This is a genomic window from Myxococcus sp. CA033, from assembly GCF_013336625.1.
Taxonomy (GTDB): domain Bacteria; phylum Myxococcota; class Myxococcia; order Myxococcales; family Myxococcaceae; genus Myxococcus; species Myxococcus llanfairpwllgwyngyllgogerychwyrndrobwllllantysiliogogogochensis.
The window spans coordinates 165,677-192,050 of the sequence record NZ_JABUMU010000001.1; the positions used below are offsets into that span (position 1 = coordinate 165,677).

Below are 26,374 nucleotides of genomic sequence, written 5' to 3' on the forward strand. Positions count from 1 at the left end.
GCGCCCCATTCAACGACATGCCGAGTGGGTCCGGGAAAAGGCAGGCCTTCCCGACCCCTCGCTGCGCTCCCAGTGAGGCCGAGCCAGGCAGGCCGCCCGCCAGCGCCGCGCCATGCCGCCGGCCTCATCTCGGGTCCGTTGAGTCCTCACCACTTCGTGGGCAAAGCCGCGGTTCGCGCCCCCGCAACAAGGCGGCCCGATGCCCGGAAACACGAAGGCCGGTAGTCCCGAGTTTCCTCAAGAACTACCGGCCTTTATGAGTGAGCGGCGGAAGGGATTCGAACCCTCGACCCCGAGCTTGGGAAGCTCGTGCTCTACCAACTGAGCTACCACCGCGAACCAACGGGCCGGATGTACCGCAGGCCCCAGCGAGCGTCAAGGACGTTGCCAGCGCCCTCCCCCACGACGTCCACGAGGCGTCGCCAGCGGGCCCGGCCAGGGACTCGGGGCTCCCAGGAGGACGTGACGAGCCCCTCCCCTGACCTGCCCCCCACCCGCACCCGCGGCATGACCGGGCCCAAGCCACCCGCCGGCTCGGAAGGCGAGGGAGCCCACGTCCCGCCCCCAGACGCAGACAACGTCGCCGCATTCCGAGCGAACCCAATAACGCCATTCAGATACACATGAATCCAAACAACCAAGACAGCGCGACTCCAACGGAGCCCCCAAGTCTCATCCCGGAACGCCGTACCAGCGAGCCGAGAAGTTCGGCTCCGGCTGTTCATGCCAGCCAGGGTCCGCATGCACCCGTGAAACTGACACAGCCCGCCATGAACTCACTTCTGGCACCCGGCTGGTAGGAATCACCCCAGACCCACCGGAATGAAACGCCTCTCATTCCAGAGAAAGTCTCGCTCGCGCCGTCCCCACTCCGAGCCCCCAGCAGCCCCCCTCTGGAGGTCATCCCGCACCCGCGCACAGGGGTCCGCACCGCCCTATCACAACTACATTTAAATCATATTTTTCGTATATTTCGGATCATTTGCATTATACGGAGAATACGTGTTTCCTCGCACGCCCAGTACCGCCCCGCAACGGGCGGCTGACCCGCAGCGCAGGAGCACGACATGTCCGTAGGTGCATACCGAAGGCGGCTGTTCCAGGCGGTGGTTTTCACGGCGACCCTCACGGGGTCCACGGCGCTGGCAGTGGCGCCGGAGTCTCACGAAGGCGAGCGGAACTTCGATGCCCGCGCCGCCTACAATGCGCAGGCGCGGTTCGGCTTCTCGACGGCCCAGAAGGCGCACGTCGCGGCGCTGCGCCAGAGCATCCCGGATCTGCTGGTGGAAGTGGACGAGACGAACGGCCTGGTCCGCTCGCTCACCAACCCCGTGGGCGCGCTCTCCGGCCCCAGCAGCGGTGACCCGATAGCCATCGCGCTGGACTTCGTCCAGAAGCACCACGAGGCGCTCGGCCTGGGGCTCCATGACCTGGCGAACCTCGAAGTCACGGACCGCGTCTTCTCGGAGGTCAGCGGCGCCACGCACCTGCACCTGCGCCAGACGTTCAAGGGCCTGCCCGTCTACAACGCGCAGCTGCAGATCAACATCGGCAAGGACGGCAGCGTCCTGGGCGTCCACAGCGACTTCCTGCCCTCCATCGAGAACGCCATCGCGGGCGTGGAGCCGCGCCTGAGCGCGGGCGAGGCCGTCGCGGGCCTGGCCCGGCACCTGGGCGTCAGCCTGCCGACCGCCCCCCGCTCGCTGAAGGCCGAGTCCGGCGTGAAGCGCCGCACGGGCGTGGAAGTGGACGGCCTGTCGCGCGAGCCCATCGTCGCGGAGCTGGCCGTGCTGCCCATGCGCCGTGGCGAGGCGCGGCTGGTGTGGCACTTCCAGGTCTACACCCTGGACTCGCAGCACGACTACGACGTGACGGTGGACGCCGGCACGGGCGAGGTGTTGACGCGCTTTGACTGGGTGGCCGCGGATTCCTACAAGGTCTATCCGGTGCCCGTGGAGAGCCCCAATCACACCACGCCGCTGCCCCCCTCGGACGGCCGTGTGACGGTGTCCAACCCCGCCAACACCACGGCTTCACCCTACGGCTGGCATGACACCAACGGGGTCGCTGGCGCGGAGTACACGACGACGCGCGGCAACAACGTCCACGCGTACGAGGACCGCGACGCCAACAACGCCCCGCCCGCGACCCAGCCGGACTGCGGCGCGGCGCTCAACTGCGTCTTCACGATCAACCTCGCGGGCGCCCCGTCCACGTACATCTCGGCGGCCGTCACCAACCTGTTCTACTGGAACAACATCATCCACGACGTGCAGTACCAGTACGGCTTCAACGAAGTGGCCGGCAACTTCCAGCAGAACAACTACGGCCGCGGCGGCGCGGGCAACGACTACGTCCAGGCCGAGGCGCAGGACGGCGGCGGCACCAACAACGCCAACTTCTCCACGCCCGCGGACGGCAGCCGCCCGCGCATGCAGATGTACGTCTGGACGGCGCCGACCCCGGACAAGGACGGCGACCTGGACAGCGGCATCATCGTCCACGAGTTCGGCCATGGCATCTCCAACCGCCTCGTCGGTGGCCCCAGCAACGTGTCGTGCCTCAGCAACCGTCAGCAGCCGGGCGAGGGCATCAGCGACTTCCTCTCGCTGTTCTACACGGCGCGCGTCGGCGACACGGCGAACAAGGTTCGCGGCGTGGGCACCTACGCGCTGAACCAGCCCACCACCGGCAACGGCATCCGCACGCAGCCGTACACGCTGAACTCCACGCTCAACACCTGGACGTACGCGAGCATCAACGGCATGGCCGTTCCGCACGGCGTGGGGTCCGTCTTCGCCCAGGCGATGTGGGAGGCCTACTGGGCCCTGGTGACGCAGTGGGGCTTCGACGCCAACCTGTACAACGCCAATGGCAACGCCGGTAACCAGCGCATGATGCTGTACTTCACGGAGGGCCTGAAGCGCACGGCCTGCAGCCCCACCTTCACCCAGGTGCGTGACGGCATCATCAACGCGGCCACCACCCTGCACGGTGGCGAGGACGTGTGCCGGCTGTGGAAGGCGTTCGCCGCCTACGGCCTGGGCTTCAACGCGGTCTCCGGAGGCTCGACCAGCACCACGCCGACCAACGGCTTCACGCTGCCCTCCACCTGCCCCGCGGCCCTCGACGGCGAGACGCGCCTGTAATTCCTGACACACCGACGCACCGGACCGGGGGTTTCCTCTCACGAGGGGCCCCCGGTTTGTTTTTGTGCGCGGCGACGGACGACAACAACCGGGTGACACTTGCGAACGTCACCGGTGTTTCGTGGGAAGCCCCACACCCCGGAGACATTCCCATGGTTCCCACGCGTTTTGTCGCGTGTCTCGCCGGTGCCTTCGCACTCGGCGGACTGACGCATTGCACCCCGGCGGCCCCGGAGCAGGACGAAGTCGACGGCGAGGTGAATCCCATCTCCCAGACGGCCGAGGCCCAGGCCGCCCTGCACCACGACCCCCGCGGAAGGAAGCTGTTCAGCGAGGCCTTCCCGAACACCAACGGGCGCTCCTGCGCCACCTGCCATGTGTTCGAGGACAGCACGGCCCTGCGGCCCGAGAACGTCCAGGCCCGTCTCGCCTCGAATCCAACGGACCCGCTGTTCAACCGCATCGATGCGGATGACCCGAACGCGGCGGTCCCCACGTACGAACATCTGAAGAGAGGGCTTGTCCGCGTCGTCCTTCCCCTGCCCGCCAACATGGACGTCATCGACGCCCAGGGACACATCGTCACCCCCACCGACCGGAAGATTGCCGTCTGGCGAGGCGTGCCGAGCATCCAGGACATCGCCATCTCCGGCCCCTTCTTCCAACTGGACGGCCGAGAGTCGAACCTGGAGGACCAGGCCCAGGCCGCCATCACCAGCCACAGCGAGGGAGCCGCCGTGCCGCGCTCCCAGCTGCGCCAGGTGGCGGACTTCCAACGCGGAGAGTTCACGTCGGCCCGCGCGCGGTTCGTCGCCGACTTGAGCAACGCGGGGGTTCCGCTCTCTCGGATTCCCCTCCCCGAGGACTTCATGTGGCTCACGCCCGAGGAGCGACGGGGGCGCGAGGTCTTCAAGGTCGGCTGCGAGCCCTGCCACGGCGGTGCGACGCTGAGCCGGATTTCAACCCCGGCGATGCGAGAGGTCGCCTCCCAGTTCCCGGTGACGAAGGCCGATGGCAACGTGTTGTTCACCCATGTCCCCGGCGTGGGGCCCGTGCCCGTTCAGGGCCAGCGCTCGACGCCAGACATCCTGAACATCGGGTTCTCGGGCTTCTCCTACCTGGGACAGATTGGCCAGTTCCCCACGCTGTACAACGCGAGCATCGAGCTGCCGCGCTACCGGTTCCGCTTCTATACGGACGGCACGCGCCAGCAGCAGGTGACGGACCTTCCGCCCAACCCCGTGACGGCCAGCGGAGAGCCGTATGACCCGATTCCGGCGGTGGACGAGAGCGGAGCGCCCATCGTCGGGCCCAACCTCTTCCCTCAGTGGTTCTCCACGGACCCTGGCCGGGCGCTCGTCACCGGCAACCCCCTGGACTTCGAGGCCTTCGACATCCCCACGCTGCGCGGCGTCGCGCGAACGGCGCCCTACTATCACGACAACAGCCTCGAGAATCTCGAGGACGTCGTCGACATCTACAGCCAGTTCGTCCTGGCCTTCACGGCGCCCCTGAACCTGCCGCCCGTTCATCCACCGGAGACTCCAGGCGGGCTCCCCGAGTCCCTCAGCCCCGCGCAGAAACAGGACCTGCTCCGCTTCCTCCAGCGACTCTGAAGTCCGGCCGCGACGCGGTGAACCCGGGCGAGGGGCGCGGCACGATGCGCGTGTGCCGCGTCCCCCGGCGTCGACGTGAGGTCAGGCCCTCGAATGCACCCTCAGCACGACGGCGTCAGTTGATAGACGCGCACGTCCAGGCTCTCGCCCACGTTGACCTGGCACTGATTGCCCGGACAGGAGACAGGGGCCAGGGAGGGACTGGTGGACGTCGTCATTCCGACCCACTCCGAGACATTGAAGCCACAGCCGTTCCGGGCCAGCGGCATGTTCAGTGTGGGGAGGGGCCCCACGGTGTGCAACATCAGGGTGTTGTCGGAGGCCTCGACGACGGCGTCCACGCAGCTCCCACCGCTGGTGCAGGAGAAGACGTGGACCCCCGCGTCCCGTGCCACGTCTCGCAGCACCGACGTCGGCAGGCCGGGGACCGCGGCGAAGCCGACCTTGTAGCTCCCGGAGCCGTCCGAGACCCGCTTGACGGCGAAGGCCACCTCTCCGCTGTTCACATAGCGGGAGAGCATGCGGGAGTCGATGCAGTTCACTGCCGAGGCATTGGGACAGAGCACGCCCCCGGTGGCGCCCACGTCGATGCGGTATTGGAGCTCGAAGCTCCCCATCGACAGAGGGGCTCCCAGTCCATTGTCGGGGTACTCACGCCCATCGATGTACGAGGCGGCGGCGAAGGCCGACGTGGTGGCTCGCCGCGACACCGGCATCCCCAGGGCGCTCGAGACGTTGCTGTCCGCGGCGTTGCCGCTGCCGTCAATCACCCCGGGCGCGTAGAGGTAGAGGAGCGTGCGCCCGCTGCCCGCGAGCTTCTGCTGGATGATTTGCTTGTCGGACTCCGACAGCTTGTAGGCGTCCAGGAAGATGGCCAGCCGGAGGTTGGACGTATCGAGCGTCGCGAGGTCGGAGAGGAGGTAGTGCCGGGCTGGTGCTCCGACGCGGGAGAGCGCTTCAATCTGCCCCGTCATGCTGGCCGTCGTGAAGGGGAAGGCCTTGGCTCCCCCCAGCCCGTCGAGCGGATAATGCGCCACGGACTGCTCATCCACGAAGACGGCGATCTGCGGCGAATACGCGCTCCCCGTGCTCACCACGGACGAGGCCACCGTGCTGGTGTTCTTGAGGGTGTTCCAGAGCGAGGTCGTCTCCGCGGTCTGGTCCGGATTCCCGAACCAACCCCTGGCGAGCAGGTCGAAGTAGTAGAGCCCCGTGCCATGAATGGCCGCCGTGAGGCCATCGCGCACCACCAGCCGATTGGTCTCCACGATGTTGGTGGCATGCCGCCAGTCGTCGACCTCCGCGAAGTGCGTCCGGCTGTCGTCCTCGAACTCGAAGTGCTTCCCGCTCTTGGTAATCGCCTCGATGGAAACCTGCGGCGAGAAGCCGAAGCCGAGCCTGCGTGAGAGTTCGTAGGAGAAGGGAGAGGCGAGGATGTCGATGTTCGGGTCGAGCAACAAGGTGGCGAGCCCGTGGTGGAAAGAGAACGCCCGGCGCGCAGTGAGGCCATAGGAATAGCCGTAGAAGATCTTGTTCAACGCCTTGCCGCCCGTCACCTGCTTCACCCGGGCCGCCAACCGGGAGATGGCGGCGACCAGGTTGTCCACCTCGGCGCGGGACGCCTGGACGGCCGCGGCCTTCGTGCTCCCCGCCAGGAAGATGCCGAAGTTCTCCGACATCCGATTCGTGAGGGTGGCGGCGGGACTGCCGGAGTCGTCTTGAAAGAAGAAACTCGACGTGTGGAGCGGCTCCCAAGGGAATTTCGCTGTCGGGTCCTTGCCCGTGACGTAGAGGGGCGAGAAGAAGAACTCTCCCCCAGAGAGGTAGGTGAAGGTCATTCCAATCACCCGCCCCCGGGTCTCCGGCTCGGCCTCCAGCAGGTTGGCGACCGTGCCGATCTCCACCTCCGGGACAGAATCCACGATTCGTTGATGCGCTTGTAGGGCTTCCTGAACTTGCCGTCGACGGAAGCGTCGCAGAGGGCATTGGCGTTGAAGCGGGCCCCCTGGTTGTTGTAGAGCGCCATGTACGTCGGGGAGAGGAAGTCCTCTCCGTCCACGCAGGTAAAGGCGCTCTCCTCATAATCATAGAGGTCGAACCGGATGATGAGGTACGGGTCGAACCCCGGGTAGGCCTCCCGGACCTTCTTGAGCCGGGCGCCCAGTCGTTGGACCGCGGGCGTGCCCCGGTAGGCGATGGCGGCCACCTCGACGATGAAGCGAGTGCCAAAGGCCTGCGTCCTCGCCAGCTCGGCGAGCTGGGTGTCGATGATGGCATCCTCCGCCAGGCAGTCGTCCAGACGACACGACTGGAGGTTGAACGCGTGGTGCAGCGGGCTGAGCACCTGGCCGTTGACGGAGATGCGCTTGCCTCCGTTGACGGTGACGATGGTGGCGGCGGGGCCCGTCCAATTCGACGTCGAGAGCGTATAGGTGGCGCTGACCGGCGTGCTGCTGGTGAAGCCCGCGCGGCAGGCGATGGCGCGGACCGTCCTCGTCGTGTCCACGGTGAAGGGCGCCGTATACGTGAGCGAGGGGGCGCCACAGACGGGCGAGCTTCCATCCTGGGTGTAGTAGAGCGTCGCGCCAGGGGTCGTGGTCGTCAGCGTCACGCTCCGCGCGCTGCTGTAGATCCCTCCCGGTGGCGAGAACTGGGGCGGCGCGGCGACGAAGCTGTACTGGGCCGAAATAACGGAACTCTGCGTCATGCCACTCTTGCAGGCGATGGCCTGGACGGTGGTCGCCGAGGAGAGCGCGAAGGGCGTGCCGTAGAGGTTCCCACCGCCACACGTCGGAGCCGAGCCATTGAGCGTGTAGTAGATGCTCGCCGAGCTGGTGCCGGAGGTCAGCGCCACGTTGATGGGGCTGGCATGGGTGCCTCCCGACGGGGACAGGACGGGAGCCTGCACCGTCGCGACGGTGGGCACTGTCGGCGTTCCGGCGACCTGGTCCGAGACATCCGTGCCGGACAACATGGCATACACATACAGGGGCTGACCCTGGAACTGGGCGAGGACCGAATCTGACAGGCGAATCTTGAAGCGGTGTCGGGCCAGCGTGGTGTTGCAAAGGGAGCTCACCGCGGGCTCGGAAGCGATGTCCGCCAGCCCCCCGTAGAAGATGGTTCCCGTGGTCCAGGGCCCGCCCGCGTAGACGTTCAGCTCAACGGACTGGTTGATGCCATACGCGCAGGTCCATCCTTCCAGGTAATAGCCATCACTCCGCAAGTACACTCCCTCGACGGAGCCCTTGACCTGTCCATTGTAGGGGGCCGCGGGGATGGAGATGTTTCCCGAGCCCGGGACGAGGTTGTTGATGCCGTGGGCGGCCAGATGGGCATGCGCATAGAGCGGCTTCCCCGCGTGCTGCTTGAGCAGATACTGGGGGAGCTGGAACCGGAAGCGGTGCCGGTTGAGGGTGCTGCCACAGGCCGTGGACACCCCCGGCTCCGACAGCACATCCGCCCGGGTGCCGCCCAGCATCGTGCCCGTGGGCCACGGCGCTCCGGCGTACACGTCGACGTCGACCGACTCGGAGAACCCGTACGCACACGCCCACCCCTCCACGAAGTAGGTCGTGCCCCTCCAATACACGCCCTCGAGATTGCCTCTCACGTCATTGCTCGCCAGCACATCCATGGCGAGCAGGAAGAGTGTGACAGCGATGAGGCGCTGGATTGATCGACGCATGCGGGCCCTCCCGGCTTTCTGTCGATTTACGTGCTTTCCAGCTATTGACGCAAGTTGGGGAGGAAGTCCCCATGACAGGGCGCTGTGCCGCGTTGGGCGATGGCGGCACCCCCAGCACATGTTCACATGCGCCAGGAGTCTGCCCTGGCTCAGGGGAGCCTGAAGACCCGCAGGTTCTCTTCGCCCCTGCGCACGTAGACGAGGGCGTGGTGCGTCGCCAGGTAGAAGAAGCGGTTCTTGACCAGCTCATGCCACCCGCCGAAGGCGCCAGCCTCGTACTCGGGGGCCTCGCGCAGCGTGAGGGCCACCGGGTCCACTTCGTAGGTCCGGTACTCGAAGCTCCCATCGCCATCGCGGTCATACCGGAACGCGGCGATGTAGCGATTGAGCGGAGGCACGTAGGCGAACACCTGTCCCTCGAAGTATTCGGGGTAGCAGCGCGCACGCACCAGGTCGCTCGTGAGCTTCAGCTCGCCCCACTTCGTCGTGTCCAGGTCGTAGGTGATCAGTCGGGGAAAGTGCACGTGCGACTCCTCGTGCCCTGGAGCCGGGAAGCTCACCAGCGTGCGCCCCACCCTGGCCATCTGCGCGAAGAACCAGGTGGGAGGAGTAATGACCTCCCACTTCCAGGACTTGTCCGCGGTTCCGAACGACCACCACCGCGAATAGTTGCCGTTCTCCGTGGGGCCGAACACATAACGGCCCGCCACCTCGTCCCAGAACGTCCACCCGGCCGCGCCACCGTAACCCGTCTCTCCATTGTAGGAGGCGCCCGGGGTGTTGAACGGGTTGTGGCGCGTCCACTTGCGCGTCGTCAGGCTGTAGCGCCACATGCGCCGGACGCCAAAGGCAACCTCATCGAGGTCCGGGTTGTAGACGAGTCCGTTGTAGGTATGACGGGCCGTGGGGTTGCCTGTCGAGGCAGCGGGCCGGGCCGGGTCGAAGAACTCGTCCCCGGTGACGTCGCTGTCCGGATGCGACCTGGCGTACTCCGAGGCGGGTGGATAGCTGCTGTATGTGTTCCCCCAGGGAACCTCCGCCCAGTTCGCCGAGTGGTCCGGGAGCTGCTCGATGCTCCAGCGCATCTGCGCCATGTCGAAGCGGTAGATGCCGTTGTTGGAGCTGTCCGCGTGGCCCCCACCGAAGGCCCACCAACGCGCGCGCGGCGCATCCAACGCGACCCCCGAGTATGCGTTGATGACCCCGGCGATTCCCTGCGAGCCGAGGTCCCGGAAGCCAGGAAGCGCCGCCTTGACCTCCGCATCGAGCGTGGTGAGCGGAGTCCCCGCGACTTCAATCCACCGGTCCTTCGGGACGAGCGCCCACGACACCTCGTTCACGAGCCCAGTCGCGTCGCGCCCCGGCGTCCACACGTTGCCCACCAGCGTGCCGGTCTCCGTGCCATGGCCCCAGGTGAACTCGGGAGGAGGCTGCTGCCCGCCATCCGGTGAAGTCGTCCCGCCGTCGGGCCGCGGCCCTCCTCCATCCGGTGACGTCGTCCCGCCGTCGGGCCGCGGCCCCCCTCCATCCGGTGACGTCGTCCCGCCGTCGGGTGAGGGCTGCTCCCCAGGAGAGGGGTCCGACGAGTCGCATCCCGCGACGACGAGTGAGAGCGACACGAAGAGAATCCAAGGAGACAAACATCGGCTCAGACGGCCCGTGGTCATGCACTGCTCCGAGACAAGATGGCTGAACGCCCGCGCGTGGGCCCAGGCAAGTGACATGCCATGGGGCGCTCACACGAACTCCTCCACGGATGCGCTCGGCGACACGGGAGCACTGGCGCGGAGACAGGGGGGACAACCCCCCATCGTGTGGCCCACGTGCCCCACAGTCCCCCCATCAGACGAGGTCCAGGTCTATGGTCCGGCGCCATGAATCTCGTCATCACAGGCGCCAACCGTGGCATCGGCCTGGAGCTCACCCGGCAGTACCTCGCGCGCGGCGACACCGTGCACGCGGGAGCCCGAGAACCGGCGGAGGCCCGCGAACTCACCACCCTCGCGGATGCCTCCGGCGGCCGGCTGCGGGTGTATGCCCTCGACGTGACCAGCGACGAGAGCGTGCGCGCGTTCGCCGCCGCGCTGACGGAGCCAGTGGACCTGCTCATCAACAACGCGGGCCGGCGCACCCGGCGAGACGACCTCGAGGATGTCTCGCTCGAGGACGCGCTCCAGATGCTGCAGGTGAACGCGCTCGGTGCCCTGCGAGTGACTCGCGCGGTGCTGCCGCGACTGCGCGGGACGCCCGGGGCGAAGATCGCCAGCCTCAGCTCGGGGCTCGGTTCCATCACGGACAACACGTCGGGCGGAGGCTACGGCTACCGGATGTCGAAAGCGGCGCTGAACATGGCGACGCGCTCGCTCGCGGCGGACTTGCGCGACGAGGGACTCATCGTGGTGACCATCAGTCCCGGCTGGGTACAGACGGACATGGGCGGCGCGAGCGCACCGACGCAGGTGTCCGAGTCAGCCGCGGGGCTGCTCGCGGTGCTGGACCGCGTGACGACGCAGGACAGCGGAGGCTTCTTCGACTTCCGGGGCGCGCGCATCGACTGGTGAGCGAACTGGCGTCACTCCCCAGTCCTGGCCCCTGACAATCATTCGCAGACAAACACCCGAGGACCTCGCGGGCTGAAACAAGCCTTGAGTATCGCAGAGGGCTGTATCGGGTGACCGTGGCCGCCGTTTCCTCCAGAGTTGCGCCGATGGCCCCTTCCCCATCGATGACCGACGGGTGAGGGGCCATCCTCGCCATGCACGGGACGCCCGTGCTCGGAAGGACCGTCAGTTCTTGACGACGGTGGTGATGATCAGCGGAGTCGGAGTTCCGACGAAGCTGCCAGCGGTGTTGGTGCACGGCATGGGCACCTGCGAGAAGTCCGCGGCGTAGTAGCCGTAGGTGGAGCCATTGCCCTTCTCGTAGAACTCCTGGCCGTCCGGGAGGACCACCTTCCAGACGTAGTTGATGCTCGTGTACTGCGTGGACGACCGCGCGCGGATGACACCCGTCACCGTGGTGCCCCAGTGGTACGGAGCCACCGCCGGCGCCTCGACGGTCTGCGGCGCCGGAGCCCAGTCGAACGTGCTGGTGGGGCCGGTGCTCCCGCCCCAGCCGTAGATGAGGAACACGCTCGTCCCCCAGGGCAGGTCATCGTTGCGGTACGTGAGGGTGATTTCCGCCTGGGAGGTGCTGAAGTAGCCGCACGTGTTGAGCACCGTGCGCGCCTGCACCCACTGCGAACCCGCGAGAGCAGAGGTGGAAGTGAGCATCAGGGCGAGCACGAGCGCGTGGCGGGAAATTCGGGACATGCGAAGACTCCAGGGTGTGGTTTGACAACCGCGTCCCCTTACCAGAGCCAGGGGGCGCGCTGGAACCCAGGGGCGCCGCGACGTGTTTGAATGACTGTCCGACACGAGCAACCCCGCCCGTCGAGCACGCCCACCCATGCCTCGCGAGCCTCCCATCGTCCTGCCCGTCTTGCTGTCGCAGCTCCGGCTCGCCAATCCGTGGGCGCTGCTCCTCGCGAAAGAGGAGGGCTATCCGCTCTCCACCGCCAGCCTGCTCTCCGAGCGCTACGCCATGAAGAGTGACGAGAAGCCCTTCGCGCGAGAGCTGCTCGGCCGCAAGCCGAACCTGTGGGTCTTCCGCTGCGACCAGCGCCGCTTCGCGGGTGACTTCGTCATCGTGGACATGGCGGAGCCGCGACCCGCGCGGCGCCAGGTGGTGGTGCTCGACCTCAAGATGGGTGCGCCCCTCGTACTCGGCGGAGGCGGAGCCGGCGTGCAGCTCACCCACGCGCAGGACGCGGTGGAAGGTGTCGCGGCCCGCAAGGGCGTCATCGCCCCAGGCACGCCATACGTGCTGGCGACGGGCGACAAGGACGTCATCCTCGCCTGGCTGCGCGAATGACGGCCCCAGGCATGTAGCCGCGACACTCTCCGCTCAGGGCGTCGTCTGGAATCCCGCCCCCATCACCGTGCCGTCGAACCCGCTGGCCACGTCCCGAAGGCGGAGGTCCTTCAGGATGTTGGCCGATGAGGTGTAGACGTACGGCGGAATGGCAATCGACCGACGGGTGGTGATGCCGGCCCAGGGCCCCTCGGACTGGAAGTTGTTCGACGACGACGGGTACGCGCTCCCCGGAACATGCCAGATGACAGGGCCTCCCGAGTCGCCCGCCGCGTGCTGGGCCCAGCACTGGTACAGACCATTGCTGTTGTTGGTGATACGGCCGTAGTAGGTGCCGGACGGCGCCGACGTCACCAGTTCGTTGTTGTTGAACCAGGCGGCACCCAGCAGGTTCTCCCGGCTGCCTTCGACCACGAGCACCCCGGTGATTTTGAGATGCGGGCCCTGGGCCGAGAGCTGCACGTCCTCGACGAACTGGAGGATGGCGTAGTCCAGAAACGGCTGGAGTGCCTTCGGCTTGATGAATCGCATGTATCCGATGGGACCAAACGCCACGTCGTTGGCGTCGTAGATGGGCGCCAGACCATAGGGAATCAGGACACCTTCGTAGGTGTCGCCACCGTCGAGGCAGTGTCCCGCGGTGATGCCGACCCGGTTGCCGTAGCTGTCGGTTCCGACCGGGCCCATTGTGCAGAAGGCCTCCGGAAAGGCCGGGTTGAAGATGATCTTCATGCCATTGGCGACGAGCTTGGGGCTCGTCTGGGCAACGGCTTCACCCGCCCCTCCCACCAAGGAGAGGACAGCGAGGGTGGACAACAACACGACGGCCATCCGAGTGATGCGCATATCGCTCCTTCGCTCCAGGGCTGAATCCCGCGGGCACCGTACACCACCCACCCGTCCTGGATGACGACGGCCCCCGGGCAGTGCTCGTGGACCTGGAGTCCTCCGCACGCCTCAGCCCTTCTTGTCGGATTCCGGACGCGCCGTCGGGCCCACCACGAGACGCGAGATTTGCTTGAAGGCGGTCAGCCACAGCTCCACCTCCCGCCTCGTCAGGGCCGAGCGGGTGAGCGAGTGGGTCATCTCCGCGAGCAGTGCATCCGGCCCCTGCCGATTGAGGAACCCCACCTCCAGGAGGACCAATCGCATCCAGGACTGAAGCGCCTGCACCAGCCGCAGCGGCGCGCCCTCCACCGCGCCCGGTGACGCCACTTCCACCTGCTCGCGCGCGCAGAGGTACAGGAGGACCGCCGCCGCCTGCGCCAGGTTCATGGAGGGCTGCTCGGGCCGCGTGGGAATGACGAGCGCCTGCTGGCAGTGGCTGAGGTCCTCATCGGACATGCCGCGCTTCTCGCCCCCGAGAACCAGGGCCACCTTCCCCCGCTGCGAGTGCAGCGCCAGCAGCGCCACCGCATCCTCGGGAGAAAGGGTGGGCATGCCGCGCAGGTTCTGCCGCGAGGTGGTCCCCACCGCGAGCACCACGTCCTCCAGCGCCTCGGGCAGGGTGGGAACGATTCGCGCGGCCTCCAGGACATGACCGGCGTGCACCGCCATGCGCCGGGCGCCGTCCATCTCCTGCAGTTGAGGATCGGAGAGCACGAGCTCCGCCACGCCAAAGTTCGCAGCCAGGCGCGCCACTGCGCCGAGATTGTCCGGGCCCTGCGTCTGGTGCAGCACGACGCGCAGGTGGGAGGTGAGAGCCATGCAGCCACCTTACTGGCCGCGCACAGCCCCCGTCGCGCTCATCCGCTCCGTCCTGTCCTCTCCCCCAGGGGCGACGCGGAGGCCCGCGCGGACCACAGCCCCCGAGAGAGCACCTCGTCCAGGTTCCTCCGGTGGAAGAACGCCTCGAAGTCGCCTCCCTCCACGTCCTCCGGCAGACAGGCTCCGAGCGGAATCGCGCGGACACGCTCCGGCACGCCCCTCGTCTCGCGCACGGCCGCCTCCAGCGCCCGCAGGTAGTGTCGCGCGGCCCCCAGCGTGCGCGCGGAGGACACCCCGCCGTGCCCCTGGATGACCCTCGTGCGGCCCCTCACCTCGGCCCGGGCCAGCGCGGCATCGATGTCGGCCGGCTCGCCATACGCCACGTAGGCCATGTTCCCCACCGCGATGTCCGCGCTGAGCAACACGTCCAACGCGGGGACGTCGAGGTTCAGCGTGCTCGCCGTGTGCCCGGGATTCGGGAACACGTCCAGCGTGTACCGTCCCCACTCCAGCGACAACGGCGCGTCCACGCACCGGTCCGGCGCACGGTAGAAGCCCGTCTCCTCGTCCGAGCGGAAGCGCTCCAGACGAAAGGTCTCCTCGAACCGCGCGTGAGCCCACACCGACGCCTCGGGGAACGCCTGGAGCCCCGCCAGGTGGTCGCTGAAGCCATGCGTGCAGACCACCTGCCGCACCCGGGCCCTCAGTGAGCCAGCCACCCACTCCCGGAGCGCCTCCGCGTCCGCCCGGCTCGCGAGCGCGTCCACCATCAGCACCTCACCCTCCCGGAGGAACAGCGTGGCATTCGAGTCATACGCCTCCCCCGTGACGACCCAGACCTCAGGGGCCAACCGCAGCGTCTTCAAGCCCATCCCGGCACCTCTCGTCAGCGAGCAGGCGTGGGTTCTCCCGAAGTTTCCTCCATGCGTCCAACGCATCCTCCGCATCCATCCATGCGAGAATCGAATGGATGACCCTGGACGTGAGACACCTTCGACTGGTGGCGGCCGTGGTGGACACCGGCTCGGTGACGGCGGCGGCGCGCGTGCTGCACCTGTCCCAGCCCGCCCTGAGCCACCAGCTCCGCGACGTGGAAGAGCGGCTGGGCACCGAGCTGTTCCAGCGCGAGGGCCGACGCATGGTGCTCACCGGCCCCGGCCAACGCGTCCTCGAAGCCGCACGCAAGGTGATGGCCGAGGTGGAAGCCGCCGAAGCGGACGTTGCACGGCTCGCGCACACGTCGCAGGGCATCCTCCGGCTCGCCACGGAGTGCTACACGGCCTACCACTGGCTGCCGTCGGTCCTCCGGCGGTTCTCCACCCGCCATCCCCAGGTGGAGGTGCGCATCGCGGTGGAGGCCACGCGCCGCCCGGTGGAGGCGCTGCTGGCGGGGACGCTGGACCTGGGCATCGTCAGCGCGCCGACGCGGCACCGGCGTCTCGCACATGCGCCCCTCTTCGAGGACGAGCTCGTCGCCGTCATGGCACCAGAGCATCCCCTGGCGAGCCGCGGCATCCTGCAAGCCGCCGACTTCGCGCGCGAGCACGTGCTGCTCTACAGCATCCCTCTCACCGAGAGCACCTTGTTCCAACAGGTGCTCACGCCCGCCGGCGTCTCCCCCGCGCGCGTGTCCCACGTGGAGCTGACCGAGGCGCTCGTCGAGTTGACCAAGGCCGGGCTCGGCATCGCGGTGCTGGCCCGCTGGGCGGTGGCCCCGGAGCTCTCACGCGGGACGCTGGTCGCGGTGCGTGTGACACGCAAGGGACTGCGCAGGCACTGGCACGCCGTGTGGCCCCGCGCCGTGCGCCCCACACCCCACCTCACCTCTTTCGTGGAGCTGCTCGCGAAGGCGGGCCCCCCAGGACGCTGAGGCCTCAACACCGTTCCTGATGAAGGGCCGATGTGGGTACGCGCTGTCCGTGTGTCTCCGATGACGGACTCAGGCGCACCGAGAGCCTCAAATTCCTGAGAGAACCTCAGGGGTTCGAGGCTCTCGGTGCGACGGCGTCGCTCGAAGTCAGCTGAAATACTTGAAACATCATAAGGCGAGAAAAGGTCCGGCAATTGCAGTCGTGTGTGACCCCCTATGCGCACACCCCTGATCAACTCCTGGACGCATCGTGTTTCCCTGCTCCTCGTCGTGGCACTCCTCTTCACCGCTTGTAGTGATGACCCGCCGAAGCCCACGCCCGATGCGGGCCCTGATGACGCTGGCATCCCCGATTCTGGCGGAGGCCCTCGTCCGGATGCGGGCCCCGCGGATGCTGGCGAGCCTGACTCCGGCACTCCTGACGCAGGCCAGCCCGATGCGGGCGGAGGTGAACCCGATGCGGGGACCTCCTGCGCGCCGACGGTGACGGACGTCCTCCAGAACGGAGAATGGGACCCCCGCTTCTCCATCGCGGGCGTCTCCGGCATGGATGGCCATGTGCCCCATGTGTATGACTTCGCGAAGACGCCCTCGGGCGACCTCGTCGCCGCCGGGTACTTCCGCTGGCTCGGCACGCAGGCCACGCCTCCACTCATCCAGCGCCACGACGGAAAGTGGCAACCCCTCCAGAGAACATGGGAGCAAGGGCTTCCCGGCGCGGGCTTCTCTTCCGTCGCGGCGAAGGACGACACCACGCTCGCCCTGGCGACGAACGACACGTTCGGCGCGCGCTCGGGTGAGGTGTGGCTCGCGACGCCCGAAGGTGTTCGCGTCATCGGCAGGTTCGACGGCCTGGTTCGCACCATGGCCTTCATCAAGGGAGAGCTCTGGGTCGCGGGGCAGTTCCAGCTCGCGGAGAACGGGGCCATCGGCCTGGCCATCTGGGATGGGAGCACCTGGCGGTTCCCCACCGGAGGCCCCGCCAATGGCCCCGTCTACGAGCTGCTCGTCGACGGTGATGACGTCTGGGTGGGCGGCGGCTTCTCCCAGGTGGGTGGCATCTCCAGCAACATGGTCGCCCGGTGGAATGGGAGCACGTGGGAGGCGTACGACCTCCCTCTGATCGGCAACGGCGTCTTCGCGCTCGCGCTCGGAGACGACGGGACGCCCTATGCGGGTGGCACGTTCGCCTACGACTTCAGCATGGATGGCGTGGGCTCCATCGCCCGCTGGAATGGCACCGCGTGGGAGATGCTCAACAAAGGCGTCAGCACCGGGCAGTTCCCCGGCGTCGTGACGGACCTGGTGTTCAACGACGGCAAGCTTCACGTGGGTGGATGCTTCTCCCACGTCAACGGCCATGCCTGGAACGACCCCAAGGCCATCCCCGCGAATGCCCTGGCGCAGTGGTCGCCCACCACCGGATGGGAGCCGTGGCCCAATGCCACGCTGCCCAACCGGACCGTCTGGTTCGCGCCGCTCTACTGTGGCGATGAGGGCCCTTCCGCCTTCCCCCTGTGGGAAGTCCCCATCCAGCGATTCCTGCTCGACGGTGAGCGCCTCTATGTCGCGGGCACCTTCCCCAGCGTCAACGGCGCGGCATCCCAGAGCCTCGTCTCCTACGAAGACGGCCAGTGGCGGACCGAGGGCGGCGAGTCCGGCGACGGACTGAGCGGGCGACCCGATGTGATGGCGACGGGAGGTCCCCAGTGCACCGTCCACATCCTGGGCGAAATCTCCCATGCGGGTGGCGAGGCGGTTCCGCGCACCGTGCTGCAATTCAGTGACGCGGGCTGGAAGCCGCTGGCGGCACTGCCGGAGATGGAGTGCTCGGACCTGGCTGTGAATGCCCGGGGCGACATCTATGTCTCGTGTACTGACTGGAACGCCCTCCAGTCGCACGTGCTCACGTGGACCGGGGAAGCGTGGCGGTCACTCGGAGACCTGAGCGCACACGGCTTCATCTTCGACATGACCCTGGACTCGCTCGGACGACCCTGGCTGTCGACCCTGCTGGACACCACCGGGCGCGTGGTCCGCTGGGATGGCGAGCGTTTCGTGCTGGTGGCGGACGGCTTCGACAGCCCCGTGTCCGCGCTGGCCCTTCGTCCCGAGAACGAGGACCCCGACCACCCTGCCTTCGTCGCCGCGGGCGAGTTCACGCACGTGGGCACATTGGCGGCGCGGCGCATCGTCCACTGGAACGGCACCGCCTTCGAGCCCCTGGGCGAAGGACTGAGCACCTCCGTCATCACCGTCGCCTACGGGGAGCGCGGCATCTTCGCGAGCACCAACATGGAATTGGGGCCGGAGGGCCTGCCCGTGCCAGACCGCATCACACTCGGACACTGGGACGGTACCGCCTGGGTGGAGTTGGCGACGGCTGAAAACGGGCTGCCGCCGCCCATGAACGAGAGCCGGGGCGGTGTCCATAGCTTCCGGAAGCTCGTCCCCAGCGGGAGCGACCTCGTCGCCGTGGGCACCATCATTCCCGAAGGCGGGGGCCCCACCCATGCGTATGTCTTCAATGGCGAGCGGTTGCTGCCCATTGGAGGGGGCGTCAACGCCATCAGCGTCGATGCCGTGGCGCTGACACCCGACGGTATCTGGTTGGGAGGTTTCATCGCCGAGGCCGGACGCGACGCGCGCCGCATCCCCTCCGTGGGCGTGGCGCATCTGCGCCGGCGCACCACCGTGCCCTGATGCCGGACGGGCGCGGCTTGCCATTCTTCGCGCAAGCCGCGCCACCCCGGAGCCGTTCACGGCGTCATGCGGGCATCCCATCGCCCGTGACTTCCAGGGCGCCCCAGCGCCGGTGAGCGCCTTCTTGCGAACGCGTCAGCGGTGCACGCTGCTCATGTCCAGGTAGCGAAGCCCCGTCGCCGCTCCCACCGGGAACACCGAGTCGAGCTGGGCGAGGTCCGCGCCCGTGAGTTCCACGCGCGCGGCACCCGCGTTCTGCTCGAGGTACTTCACGCGCTTGGTGCCGGGGATGGGCACCACGTCCGGGCCTCGGGACATCACCCATGCGAGCGCGAGCTGCGCGGACGTCACGCCCTTCTGCTTCGCGAGCTGCTCCACGCGCTGCACGAGGTCCAGGTTCTTCTGGAAGTTGTCTCCCTGGAAGCGCGGGTTCTGTCGTCGGAAGTCGTCCGCGGGCAGGTCCTCGAAGCGCTTGTACTGGCCGGTGAGGAAGCCGCGCCCCAGTGGACTGTAGGAGACGAAGCCGATGCCCAGCTCGCGCACCGTGGAGAGTACGCCGTCCTCCTCCACGTCGCGCGTCCACAGGGAGTACTCGGTCTGCAGCGCCGAGATGGGGTGGACGGCGTGCGCCTTGCGAATCGTCTCGGGCGCGGCCTCGGACAGGCCGAGGTAGCGCACCTTGCCCGCGCGCACGAGCTCCGCCATCGCGCCGACCGTGTCCTCGATGGGCACCTTCGGGTCCACGCGGTGCTGGTAGTAGAGGTCGATGTGGTCGACGCCCAGGCGCTTGAGCGAGGCCTCGCACGCCTGTTTCACATAGGCCGGGTCGCCCCGGATGCCCAGGAACTCGCCCTTGGCGCCACGCACGTTGGCGAACTTCGTGGCCAGCACCACCTGCTCGCGGTGGCCTCGAATGGCGCGGCCCACGAGCTCCTCGTTGGTGAAGGGCCCGTACATGTCCGCGGTGTCGAGGAAGGTGATGCCCAATTCGAGGGCGCGGTGGATGGTGCGCAGGGACTCCGCCTCATCCCCGGCGCCGTAGAACTCGCTCATCCCCATGCACCCGAGCCCCAGCTCCGAGACCACCAGCCCTTGCCGACCCAGCTTGCGCTGCTTCATCGTCCTGCCTCCGCGTTCGAGTGCCGTTGCGCGCTGAAGGTGCGGCCGGAGCAAGAGCGGTGCACCGGCCCGGCGGCAGGCGGAGGTCAGGCCGCCTCCTCGACGACCGCGAGGCGGCGGCCCGTCCCCCACACGAGCGCGGGGCGAGCGGGAGACCTCAGGGCTTCGCCTTGATCTCCATTCGCTCGTCGCGGAGCGATTCACCCTTCAGGAAGGACTTCATCCGCTCCAGGATGCGCGGGTCCGACTGGAAGAGGCCGTCGTGTCCCGCGCCCTCCAGCACCAGGTGCACGGCCCGGGAGAGTCCGGGGCGCAGCGCCTCCGCGTTGTCAGGGCTCGTGCGCCCATCCAGGGTGCCGCTGATGAGGAGCACGGGCACGTCGGCCTTGAGAGGGCCACGGAAGGACTCTCCCAGGTCGCTCACGCCGGCCACATCCTCCGCCAGCAGGGCGCCCGGGTTGACGCTGCCACCGAGCACCGCCTTCGCCGCCTCCCGCTCGATGAGGGCGCGTCGCGCCGGACTCACACCGGAGGCCGCGTCCATCGCGAGCGACATGGGACGCAGCAAGCCTTCGCGAAGCCTGCCCGCGAACGGCGCCATCGCCTCATGGTTCCCGGACTCCAACGCCGTGAGCAGGGGGAGGAAGCGCCGGAAGGTGGCCGGGTCCCTCAGGGATTCGAAGGCGAGGCACTGAAGGTCGAAGGGGCTGACCTTCCAGGTGCGGCGGTCACCCTTCTCCTCGTCCGTGAACTCCACCGTGAGCGGCTTGCTCCGCAACGACTTCACCAGCTTCGCCAGCCGTGCCTTCAGGCCGGGCCCGCGCTCACCCTCGGCGCGCAACACGGCCTCCCAGCGCCCGAGCAGCGCCTCCGCGTGGGCAGGCCGCTTCCAGGTGTCATCAGGCCCCTCGATGCCAGCGAGGATGATGTGGTCCACCCGCTCCGCGTGGCGCCGCACGTAGGCGAGGCCCAGGTGGGTGCCGTAGCTGATGCCCCAGAGGTTGAGCTTCGGCGCGCCCAGCGCCTTGCGCAGCATCTCCAGGTCGTCGGCGTTCTCCACCGTGGTGAAGGCCCCCAGGTCCACGCCGGCCGCGGTCCAGGTCCGGCTCGCCTCCGCGGCGGCCTTCTTCACCGTGGAGGTGAGCAGCGCCTCGTCCATGCGCTGGTCGAGCGGGATGGACCACGACTGCTTCAACTCGGGATGGGGGTTCGACTCGCCGGTGCCGCGCTGGTCCAGCGCGATGACGTCCGCCACCTCGCGCAAGGCGAGGAACAAATCGAAGCGGCCATACCGTGCGGCATCGATGCCGGAGCCTCCCGGGCCTCCCGCGAGGTAGACGATGGGCGCCCCGGGCGAGGCGCTCGTGCTCTTGAAGCGCACGAAGCGCAGGGGCAAGCCCGGGCCCTCGGGGTGGGCATGGCGCAGGGGCACGGTGAGGGTGCCCAGCTCCGCCTGAACGGTGCGACCGTCGCGGGCCTGGAAGGTGTGGGGCTGCAGTTGGAGGCCCTGGGCCTGGGCGAGGGACAACGGAAGGATGAGGGCAAGCAGGAGCACGGCACGCATGGCGTTCCTCCGAGAAGGGCTTCAGGGAGGAGAATGCGGTGGCCTGCACGGCACGTGGGGTGCCGGTCGCCCAACGTCTCGCGGTGTCGCCGGAATGCGCGTGGGGCGGCGCCGGGCCGCGTATGTTGAGGCCCATGATGTCCTCCGCCCTCTTCGCGGGATGCTTCGCGCTCTCGCTCACCGCTTCGGCCGCGCTGCCCTCCGCGCGGCAGGGACTGGTGCAGGTGAACACGGAGGATCTCTCCCCGGAGGTCGCGCTCTCCGGAGACGCACGGGGCTGGCGCACGGTGGCGGCCGACCAGGTGAACGAGGGGACGGGCCCCTATTGGCTGCGCACGCAGGTGGACGTGCCCCCGCGTGAAGCCGGAGCCCCGACACCTGCCCTCGCCCTGTCGGTGCTCGGGTCATGGGAGGCGTGGTGGGACGGCGGGCTGCTGGGCCGCAACGGACAGGTGGGGCGGACGCCCTCGGAGGAGGTACCAGGACGGGTCGATGCCCTGCTCCCGCTTCCGACCGGACTCAGCGCGCCGGGCCCTCACGTGCTGACGATGCGCATCTCCGCGCATCGACTCGGCTTCCAGCCCGTGGGCACCGTCCACTACATGCAGGTGGGCGAGGCCGCGTCACTCGCTCAGATGCGGATGCTCGGACTGGTGCCAGCCCTTTGCATGCTGGGCGCGCTGGTGCTGATGGGGCTCTACCACCTCGTGCGCGTGCGGCTCGCTCACGGTGGGCTCGCCACGCTCCTGCTCGGCGTGCTGTGCCTCGCCGCCGCGGCGCTCGTCCTGATGGAGTCGTGGCGCGGGCTCGCCAACTATCCCTACCCACAGCATGCGCTGCGGCTGCGACTGCAGGCGGCGGCCGTGCTGGCGGTGGCGGCGCTGCTGCCAGCGACCGTCCACGCGGCCTTCGGCGAGCCACTCCGCTGGCTGCGGTGGGTGGGACTGGGACTGGGGCTGCTCGCGCTCGTCTTCGTTCCGGGCTTCGATGCCAAGAACAGCGTGGCGCTCGGGGCCTCGCTCGTCGTCTCCACGGCGCTCGCCGTGCGCGCGTGGCGGAGAGGGGAACCGGGGGGAGCCCTGGGCGCGCTGGCGGGGCTCTGTTTCGCCGGGACGCTCTACCTGTTGGAACCCTGGGGCTTCTCCGAGCGCGGCTTCTTCGTCGCCTTCGGAGGGCTCCTGGTCTGCCTCACTGCGATACATGCCCGGCGGCAGCGCCATCAGCAGGAGCGGTTCGAGAGTGCGACGCGCGCCGCGGAGCGCCTGCAACTGGAGTTGCTCAAGCGCAGCCTGCAGCCGCACTTCCTGATGAACACGCTGGGCGCGCTGAGCGAGTGGGTGGAGACGGAGCCCGCGCAGGCCGTGCGCTTCATCGAGGCCCTGGGCGCGGTGTACCGGCACCTGCTCGCCGTCTCCGGTGAGCGCACCATCCCGCTCGCTCGCGAGTTGGAGTTGTGTCGCGCCCATCTGGAGGTCATGGGCTGCCGACAGGGCACGGCCTTCCAGTTGGAGACCGAGGGCGTGGACCTGTCGGCCCCCGTCCCCCCTGCCCTGCTGCACACGCTCTTGGAGAACGCCTTCAGTCACAACCGCTACGTCTCGCCCCACACCTTCCGACTCGAAAGCAGCCTCGTCGCCGAAGGCACGGGGCCCCGTCGGCGTTACGTCTTCCTCGCGCCTCCGGGCACGGGGACGCGCCCGGGAGGTGGTGAGGGCACCGGCTCGCGCTACCTGCGCGCGCGCCTGGAGGAGGCCTTCCCTGGCGCGTGGAGGCTCGAGGATGGGCCCACGGATGCGGGATGGAGGACGCGGGTGGAGGTGCCGGCGTGAGACTGCTCATCGTGGAGGACGAACCGCTGGCGGCGCGCCGTCTCGCCCGGCTGTGCGAGCAGCAACTGGGGCCGGACGCTCCGCCCCCGCGCGTGTGCGCGAGTCTGGACGAGGCACGCGAGCTGCTGGCCGAGCGCACCGTGGACGTGCTGCTGCTGGACCTGAACCTCTCGGGGGAAGACGGCTTCGCGCTGCTCGAGGAGGTGGCCGCGGGCGCGTTCCAGACAGTGGTGGTGTCCGCGAACACAGACCAGGCGCTGCGCGCCTTCGAGCTGGGGGTGCTGGACTTCGTGCCCAAGCCATACACGCCGGAGCGGCTCGCCCTCGCGCTCGCTCGAGTGGGAAGCCGCGCGGCCACTCCCCTGCGGGCTCTCGCGGTGAGGAAGGGCGGAGGCGTGGTCCTCGTGCCCCTGGACTCCGTCGCGTACATCCAGGGCGCTGGCGACTACACCGAGCTGGTCCTGCGTGGAGGCGGCACCGAGCTGAGCGAGAAGAGCCTGGAGCGGCTCGAGCAACTGCTCCCCGCCGACTTCTTCCGCATCCACCGCTCCTATCTCATCCGAGTGACAGACATCCGCGAGCTCATCTCCACGGAGGGCTCGCGCACCTCGGTGGAGCTGCGAGACGGCACCCGACTGCCTGTGGGCCGCAGCCGTGTTGGAGTGCTGCGCAAGCGGCTGGAGGCGTAGGCGCCGTCACCCATTCCCGCGACGGCGGCAGGGGGAATGACCCAGGCGAAGCACGCGTCACGCCGCCGAGCCGACCACCGGGCTCCTTCGCGCGAGCGCCCGCAGCTTCAGCACCTGGTACGTGGCACCGAGGAAGAAGAAGGCCACCAGCACGAGCAGGGCGGTCTGCACGGGCGGCGACTCCGGACTGCTGGCGATGGGCTGGCCCGCGGGAAGGCGCGTCAGCGTCTCGTTGATGCCGGGCACCAGCAGCACCATGAAGCTGGCGGACAGCGTCAGCGTCTCCACGTAGGGCGTGGCGCGGCCGAATCCCTCCACGCGAGAGGCGACGACGCCCACCGCCATGAGCACGAGCGCGAGCAGGCCCAGTCCATGGCCGGGGTTGAAGCCGCCCGTGCTGGAGAGACCGAACGACGTGAGAATCGACGCCACCATGCCGAGCAGGTACAGCCGGCCCACGCGGGTGCCGGGGTCGATGCGTCCGTCGCGAAGGAAGCCCCAGACACCGAAGACGATGGGGGGCAGGCTGAGCACGGTGTGGATGATGCCGAGGGTGGACATGGGATTGGCCATGACGGGTCTCCTTCTTCGGATGTCGATGAGGCGGGGATGAAAGGTCAGGCCAGCAGGTACTCGCGCACCATGGCGCGGGCCCGGTGCAGGCGGCTCTTCACGGCGGGCACGTCCTCGCCCAGGCGCTCCGAGATTTCGCGGATGGACAGCTCCTCGAAGTCGCGCAACAGCACAACCTCGAGGTAGTGCGGAGGCAATGACTCCAGCGCTGAGGCCACATCGAGTCGAGCGGAGTCCGGCGTGTGCGAGACCATCCACTGGTCGGCCCGCGCCTCCTCGTAGGGGTCCTGCTTGAGGGCCACGCGCCCCAGGCGGCGGCACTCGCGTTGAACGATGCGGAACAACCAGCCCGACAGGGACGCCAGCTTCCGGACCGAGCCCAGGTGGTGGGCCAGCAAGAGCAGCGACTCCTGGACCGCGTCGTCGATGTCGCTGATGAAGCAGCGCTGCTGCGCGTACCGCCTGAGGTTGGGCTGGAGCACCTGGAGGAGGCGGAGCATCGCGTCGCGATCACCCGCGTGGGCCGCGAGCAGCATCGCGTCGGGAGCAGCGGTCAACGGGTGGGCGGCGGCCATGCGAGTCCCTGGAAGACGGCGGCGGGGAAAATGCCCTGCCTTGCCCACTAAGAGGCGGGCACCCGACGAACGGATTCGCGACCTCGACGATTTTCTCGCGACCGCGCCGCCCGATGCCCGAGCGGCGCGTCAACCCCTTGAATCTACACACCGGGCGATGCCCCCAGAGCGAGGACCCGCCCGTGTCCCAAGCTTCCGAGCGGAGGCTACCCGCCGCCGTTTCCGCCGTAACGGAGGTTCGAAAGGCCCGGGTAGTACAGGCCGTAGTACGCGGCGTTGGAGACATACGTCTGCCCGGCACCAATGCTGTAGCAGTTGGTGCCCGAGTGGGTGCACATCTCGTCGATGGCGCCGGAGGCCGCGTTCGGTGGGAACAGGCCGTTGCCCATGTCCGTCACCGGCGGCAGGCGCGCACCCGCGTCGAACACCTCACCGTACCAGTGGGCCATGTCGCCCGACGTGAAGGCGCCGCCCCACCGTGAGCCGGGGAAGTAGCCCACCCAGGCATCATTGAAATACACCCACCAGTCGGTTCCCGAATAGAGGACGAAGAAACGGGGCTTCGCGCCGATGTAGCCGCTCAGGTCCATCCCCGGGTAGTAGCTCGGGTGGACCTGCACCCAGCCCGTGACGTGCTGGAAGACGCCTCCCACCGTGTGGCCGACGAGCAGGGTGGGATACGACGTCTGGAACTTGCGGTAGCCCGTCGCGACAATCGACGTGCTGGCGCCCCGGACCATCGACACCACCGTGCTGGCCTGGTCCAAGGTGTGGGCAACCTGGGGGTTGTTGATCTGAAGACGCGCGCCCACCCCCAGCGAGTAACCCGTCTCTGACGTCGGCTTGTACACCCCCACGTAGAAGATGGAGTCGGCGCTCGCATGGACGGGGCGATTGTCTTCGGACGCGCCGGGCATCGCGGGCAGCCAGGACGCGAGCGGGCGCGGCGGCGCCGGGTTGTACACCGCCTGGGGCACCTGCCCGCTGGGGCAGAGCCGGGCCGTGGTGACCTGGGCTTCCTGCCGTGAGTCTCCCACGACAAGGGCCGTGGACGGTGCCGTCACGCGCAGCGCTTCCGCGGAGAGCGGGATGCAGCGGTAGTGACCTACCGCGGAGGGCTGGTCCGCCTGGGCCGCGGGCTCCTTTGCATCAGGAGCGCCACAACCCAGGGTGACGAGTGAAAATAGACAGGCGACGCGGGAGAACAGCGAATGAGGCTGCATGGTGACTCCGGGGCCCCAGGACCTGGGGCCAGTCGAGGAGCGGGGCACGGCGCCACCATGCTTGTCTCGGTTTGGATTGAGCGCCAGTCCTTGGATGACTGGGGTGACAATGACTCTCACAGTGGTACTGAAGATGGAGCGCCCCTGACCCCTCCGG

At 68.3% G+C, this 26,374-nt stretch carries 20 protein-coding genes and 1 tRNA gene; 8 read left to right on the plus strand and 13 right to left on the minus strand.

The genetic code is table 11. The features are described from left to right. Positions 1-263: 263 nt before the first annotated feature. Positions 264-336, minus strand: a tRNA-Gly gene (locus tag HUA78_RS00545). Between the two features lie 731 nt (positions 337-1,067). Here HUA78_RS00545 and HUA78_RS00550 point away from each other — a divergent pair. Together HUA78_RS00550 and HUA78_RS47415 are read left to right on the plus strand one after the other, a co-directional pair. After that, positions 1,068-3,149, plus strand: a complete 2,082-nt coding sequence (locus HUA78_RS00550) for a M36 family metallopeptidase (RefSeq protein WP_174475441.1) — start codon at positions 1,068-1,070, stop codon at positions 3,147-3,149. Positions 3,150-3,301: 152 nt separating this feature from the next. Continuing rightward, complete coding sequence (locus HUA78_RS47415; protein ID WP_174475442.1) at positions 3,302-4,765, plus strand: cytochrome-c peroxidase; 1,464 nt, start codon at positions 3,302-3,304, stop codon at positions 4,763-4,765. 101 nt (positions 4,766-4,866) lie between these two features. Here HUA78_RS47415 and HUA78_RS00560 read toward each other — a convergent pair whose 3' ends face one another. From HUA78_RS00560 to HUA78_RS00570, 3 genes are all read right to left on the minus strand, one after another. Then, positions 4,867-6,687, minus strand: coding sequence for a hypothetical protein (locus tag HUA78_RS00560; protein ID WP_174475443.1), 1,821 nt, complete (start codon positions 6,685-6,687; stop codon positions 4,867-4,869). After that, the gene (locus HUA78_RS00565) at positions 6,609-8,453 is read right to left on the minus strand and encodes a chitobiase/beta-hexosaminidase C-terminal domain-containing protein (protein ID WP_174475444.1); all 1,845 of its coding nucleotides are present in this window, start codon (positions 8,451-8,453) and stop codon (positions 6,609-6,611) included. Before HUA78_RS00565 ends, HUA78_RS00560 begins: the two co-directional genes overlap by 79 nt. Positions 8,454-8,602: 149 nt before the next feature. Beyond that, positions 8,603-10,120 (minus strand): hypothetical protein, encoded by a 1,518-nt coding sequence (locus tag HUA78_RS00570; protein WP_174475445.1) that lies wholly within the window; start codon positions 10,118-10,120, stop codon positions 8,603-8,605. Between the two features lie 207 nt (positions 10,121-10,327). Here HUA78_RS00570 and HUA78_RS00575 point away from each other — a divergent pair, with 207 nt between their 5' ends. Then, positions 10,328-11,014: an SDR family oxidoreductase gene (locus HUA78_RS00575; protein ID WP_174475446.1), complete on the plus strand. Its 687-nt coding sequence runs from the start codon at positions 10,328-10,330 to the stop codon at positions 11,012-11,014. Between the two features lie 225 nt (positions 11,015-11,239). Here HUA78_RS00575 and HUA78_RS00580 read toward each other — a convergent pair whose 3' ends face one another. Further along, positions 11,240-11,764: a hypothetical protein gene (locus HUA78_RS00580; RefSeq protein ID WP_174475447.1), complete on the minus strand. Its 525-nt coding sequence runs from the start codon at positions 11,762-11,764 to the stop codon at positions 11,240-11,242. A 136-nt stretch (positions 11,765-11,900) separates the two neighbouring features. Here HUA78_RS00580 and HUA78_RS00585 point away from each other — a divergent pair, with 136 nt between their 5' ends. Further along, positions 11,901-12,365, plus strand: a complete 465-nt coding sequence (locus tag HUA78_RS00585) for a hypothetical protein (RefSeq protein ID WP_174475448.1) — start codon at positions 11,901-11,903, stop codon at positions 12,363-12,365. A 33-nt stretch (positions 12,366-12,398) separates the two neighbouring features. On the opposite strand, the gene HUA78_RS00590 is transcribed toward HUA78_RS00585, so the two are convergent. The 3 genes from HUA78_RS00590 to HUA78_RS00600 form a co-directional block, all read right to left on the minus strand. Further along, positions 12,399-13,211 (minus strand): S1 family peptidase, encoded by an 813-nt coding sequence (locus HUA78_RS00590; RefSeq protein ID WP_217442314.1) that lies wholly within the window; start codon positions 13,209-13,211, stop codon positions 12,399-12,401. A gap of 111 nt (positions 13,212-13,322) precedes the next feature. After that, positions 13,323-14,072, minus strand: a complete 750-nt coding sequence (locus HUA78_RS00595) for an RNA methyltransferase (RefSeq protein ID WP_174453577.1) — start codon at positions 14,070-14,072, stop codon at positions 13,323-13,325. Positions 14,073-14,110: 38 nt separating this feature from the next. Continuing rightward, a complete protein-coding gene (locus tag HUA78_RS00600) occupies positions 14,111-14,944 on the minus strand; it encodes an MBL fold metallo-hydrolase (protein ID WP_174475449.1) in 834 nt (277 codons plus the stop codon). A gap of 98 nt (positions 14,945-15,042) precedes the next feature. Between HUA78_RS00600 and HUA78_RS00605 the strand changes: the two genes are divergently transcribed. Both HUA78_RS00605 and HUA78_RS47420 read left to right on the plus strand, forming a co-directional pair. Next, positions 15,043-15,942, plus strand: a complete 900-nt coding sequence (locus HUA78_RS00605) for a LysR family transcriptional regulator (protein WP_174475450.1) — start codon at positions 15,043-15,045, stop codon at positions 15,940-15,942. Between the two features lie 216 nt (positions 15,943-16,158). Then, on the plus strand, positions 16,159-18,645 hold the full coding sequence (locus HUA78_RS47420; RefSeq protein WP_174475451.1) for a hypothetical protein: 2,487 nt from the start codon (positions 16,159-16,161) through the stop codon (positions 18,643-18,645). A 135-nt stretch (positions 18,646-18,780) separates the two neighbouring features. Here the strand turns inward: HUA78_RS47420 and HUA78_RS00615 are convergent, their stop codons facing one another. Together HUA78_RS00615 and HUA78_RS00620 are read right to left on the minus strand one after the other, a co-directional pair. After that, a complete protein-coding gene (locus HUA78_RS00615) occupies positions 18,781-19,764 on the minus strand; it encodes an aldo/keto reductase (RefSeq protein WP_174453573.1) in 984 nt (327 codons plus the stop codon). Positions 19,765-19,921: 157 nt separating this feature from the next. Further along, positions 19,922-21,328 carry an alpha/beta fold hydrolase gene (locus tag HUA78_RS00620; RefSeq protein ID WP_174475452.1) on the minus strand — a complete coding sequence of 469 codons (1,407 nt, stop codon included), beginning with the start codon at positions 21,326-21,328 and terminating at the stop codon, positions 19,922-19,924. A gap of 134 nt (positions 21,329-21,462) precedes the next feature. Here HUA78_RS00620 and HUA78_RS00625 point away from each other — a divergent pair, with 134 nt between their 5' ends. Beyond that, the gene (locus HUA78_RS00625) at positions 21,463-23,157 is read left to right on the plus strand and encodes a histidine kinase (protein ID WP_141645348.1); all 1,695 of its coding nucleotides are present in this window, start codon (positions 21,463-21,465) and stop codon (positions 23,155-23,157) included. Beyond that, on the plus strand, positions 23,154-23,846 hold the full coding sequence (locus tag HUA78_RS00630) for a LytTR family DNA-binding domain-containing protein (protein ID WP_141645347.1): 693 nt from the start codon (positions 23,154-23,156) through the stop codon (positions 23,844-23,846). Before HUA78_RS00625 ends, HUA78_RS00630 begins: the two co-directional genes overlap by 4 nt. 57 nt (positions 23,847-23,903) lie before the next feature. Here HUA78_RS00630 and HUA78_RS00635 read toward each other — a convergent pair whose 3' ends face one another. From HUA78_RS00635 to HUA78_RS00645, 3 genes are all read right to left on the minus strand, one after another. After that, the gene (locus HUA78_RS00635) at positions 23,904-24,419 is read right to left on the minus strand and encodes a hypothetical protein (RefSeq protein ID WP_174475453.1); all 516 of its coding nucleotides are present in this window, start codon (positions 24,417-24,419) and stop codon (positions 23,904-23,906) included. Positions 24,420-24,463: 44 nt separating this feature from the next. Then, positions 24,464-24,994 carry an RNA polymerase sigma factor gene (locus HUA78_RS00640; RefSeq protein WP_217442315.1) on the minus strand — a complete coding sequence of 177 codons (531 nt, stop codon included), beginning with the start codon at positions 24,992-24,994 and terminating at the stop codon, positions 24,464-24,466. A gap of 206 nt (positions 24,995-25,200) precedes the next feature. Further along, on the minus strand, positions 25,201-26,217 hold the full coding sequence (locus HUA78_RS00645; protein WP_174475454.1) for a neprosin family prolyl endopeptidase: 1,017 nt from the start codon (positions 26,215-26,217) through the stop codon (positions 25,201-25,203). Positions 26,218-26,374: the final 157 nt, after the last annotated feature.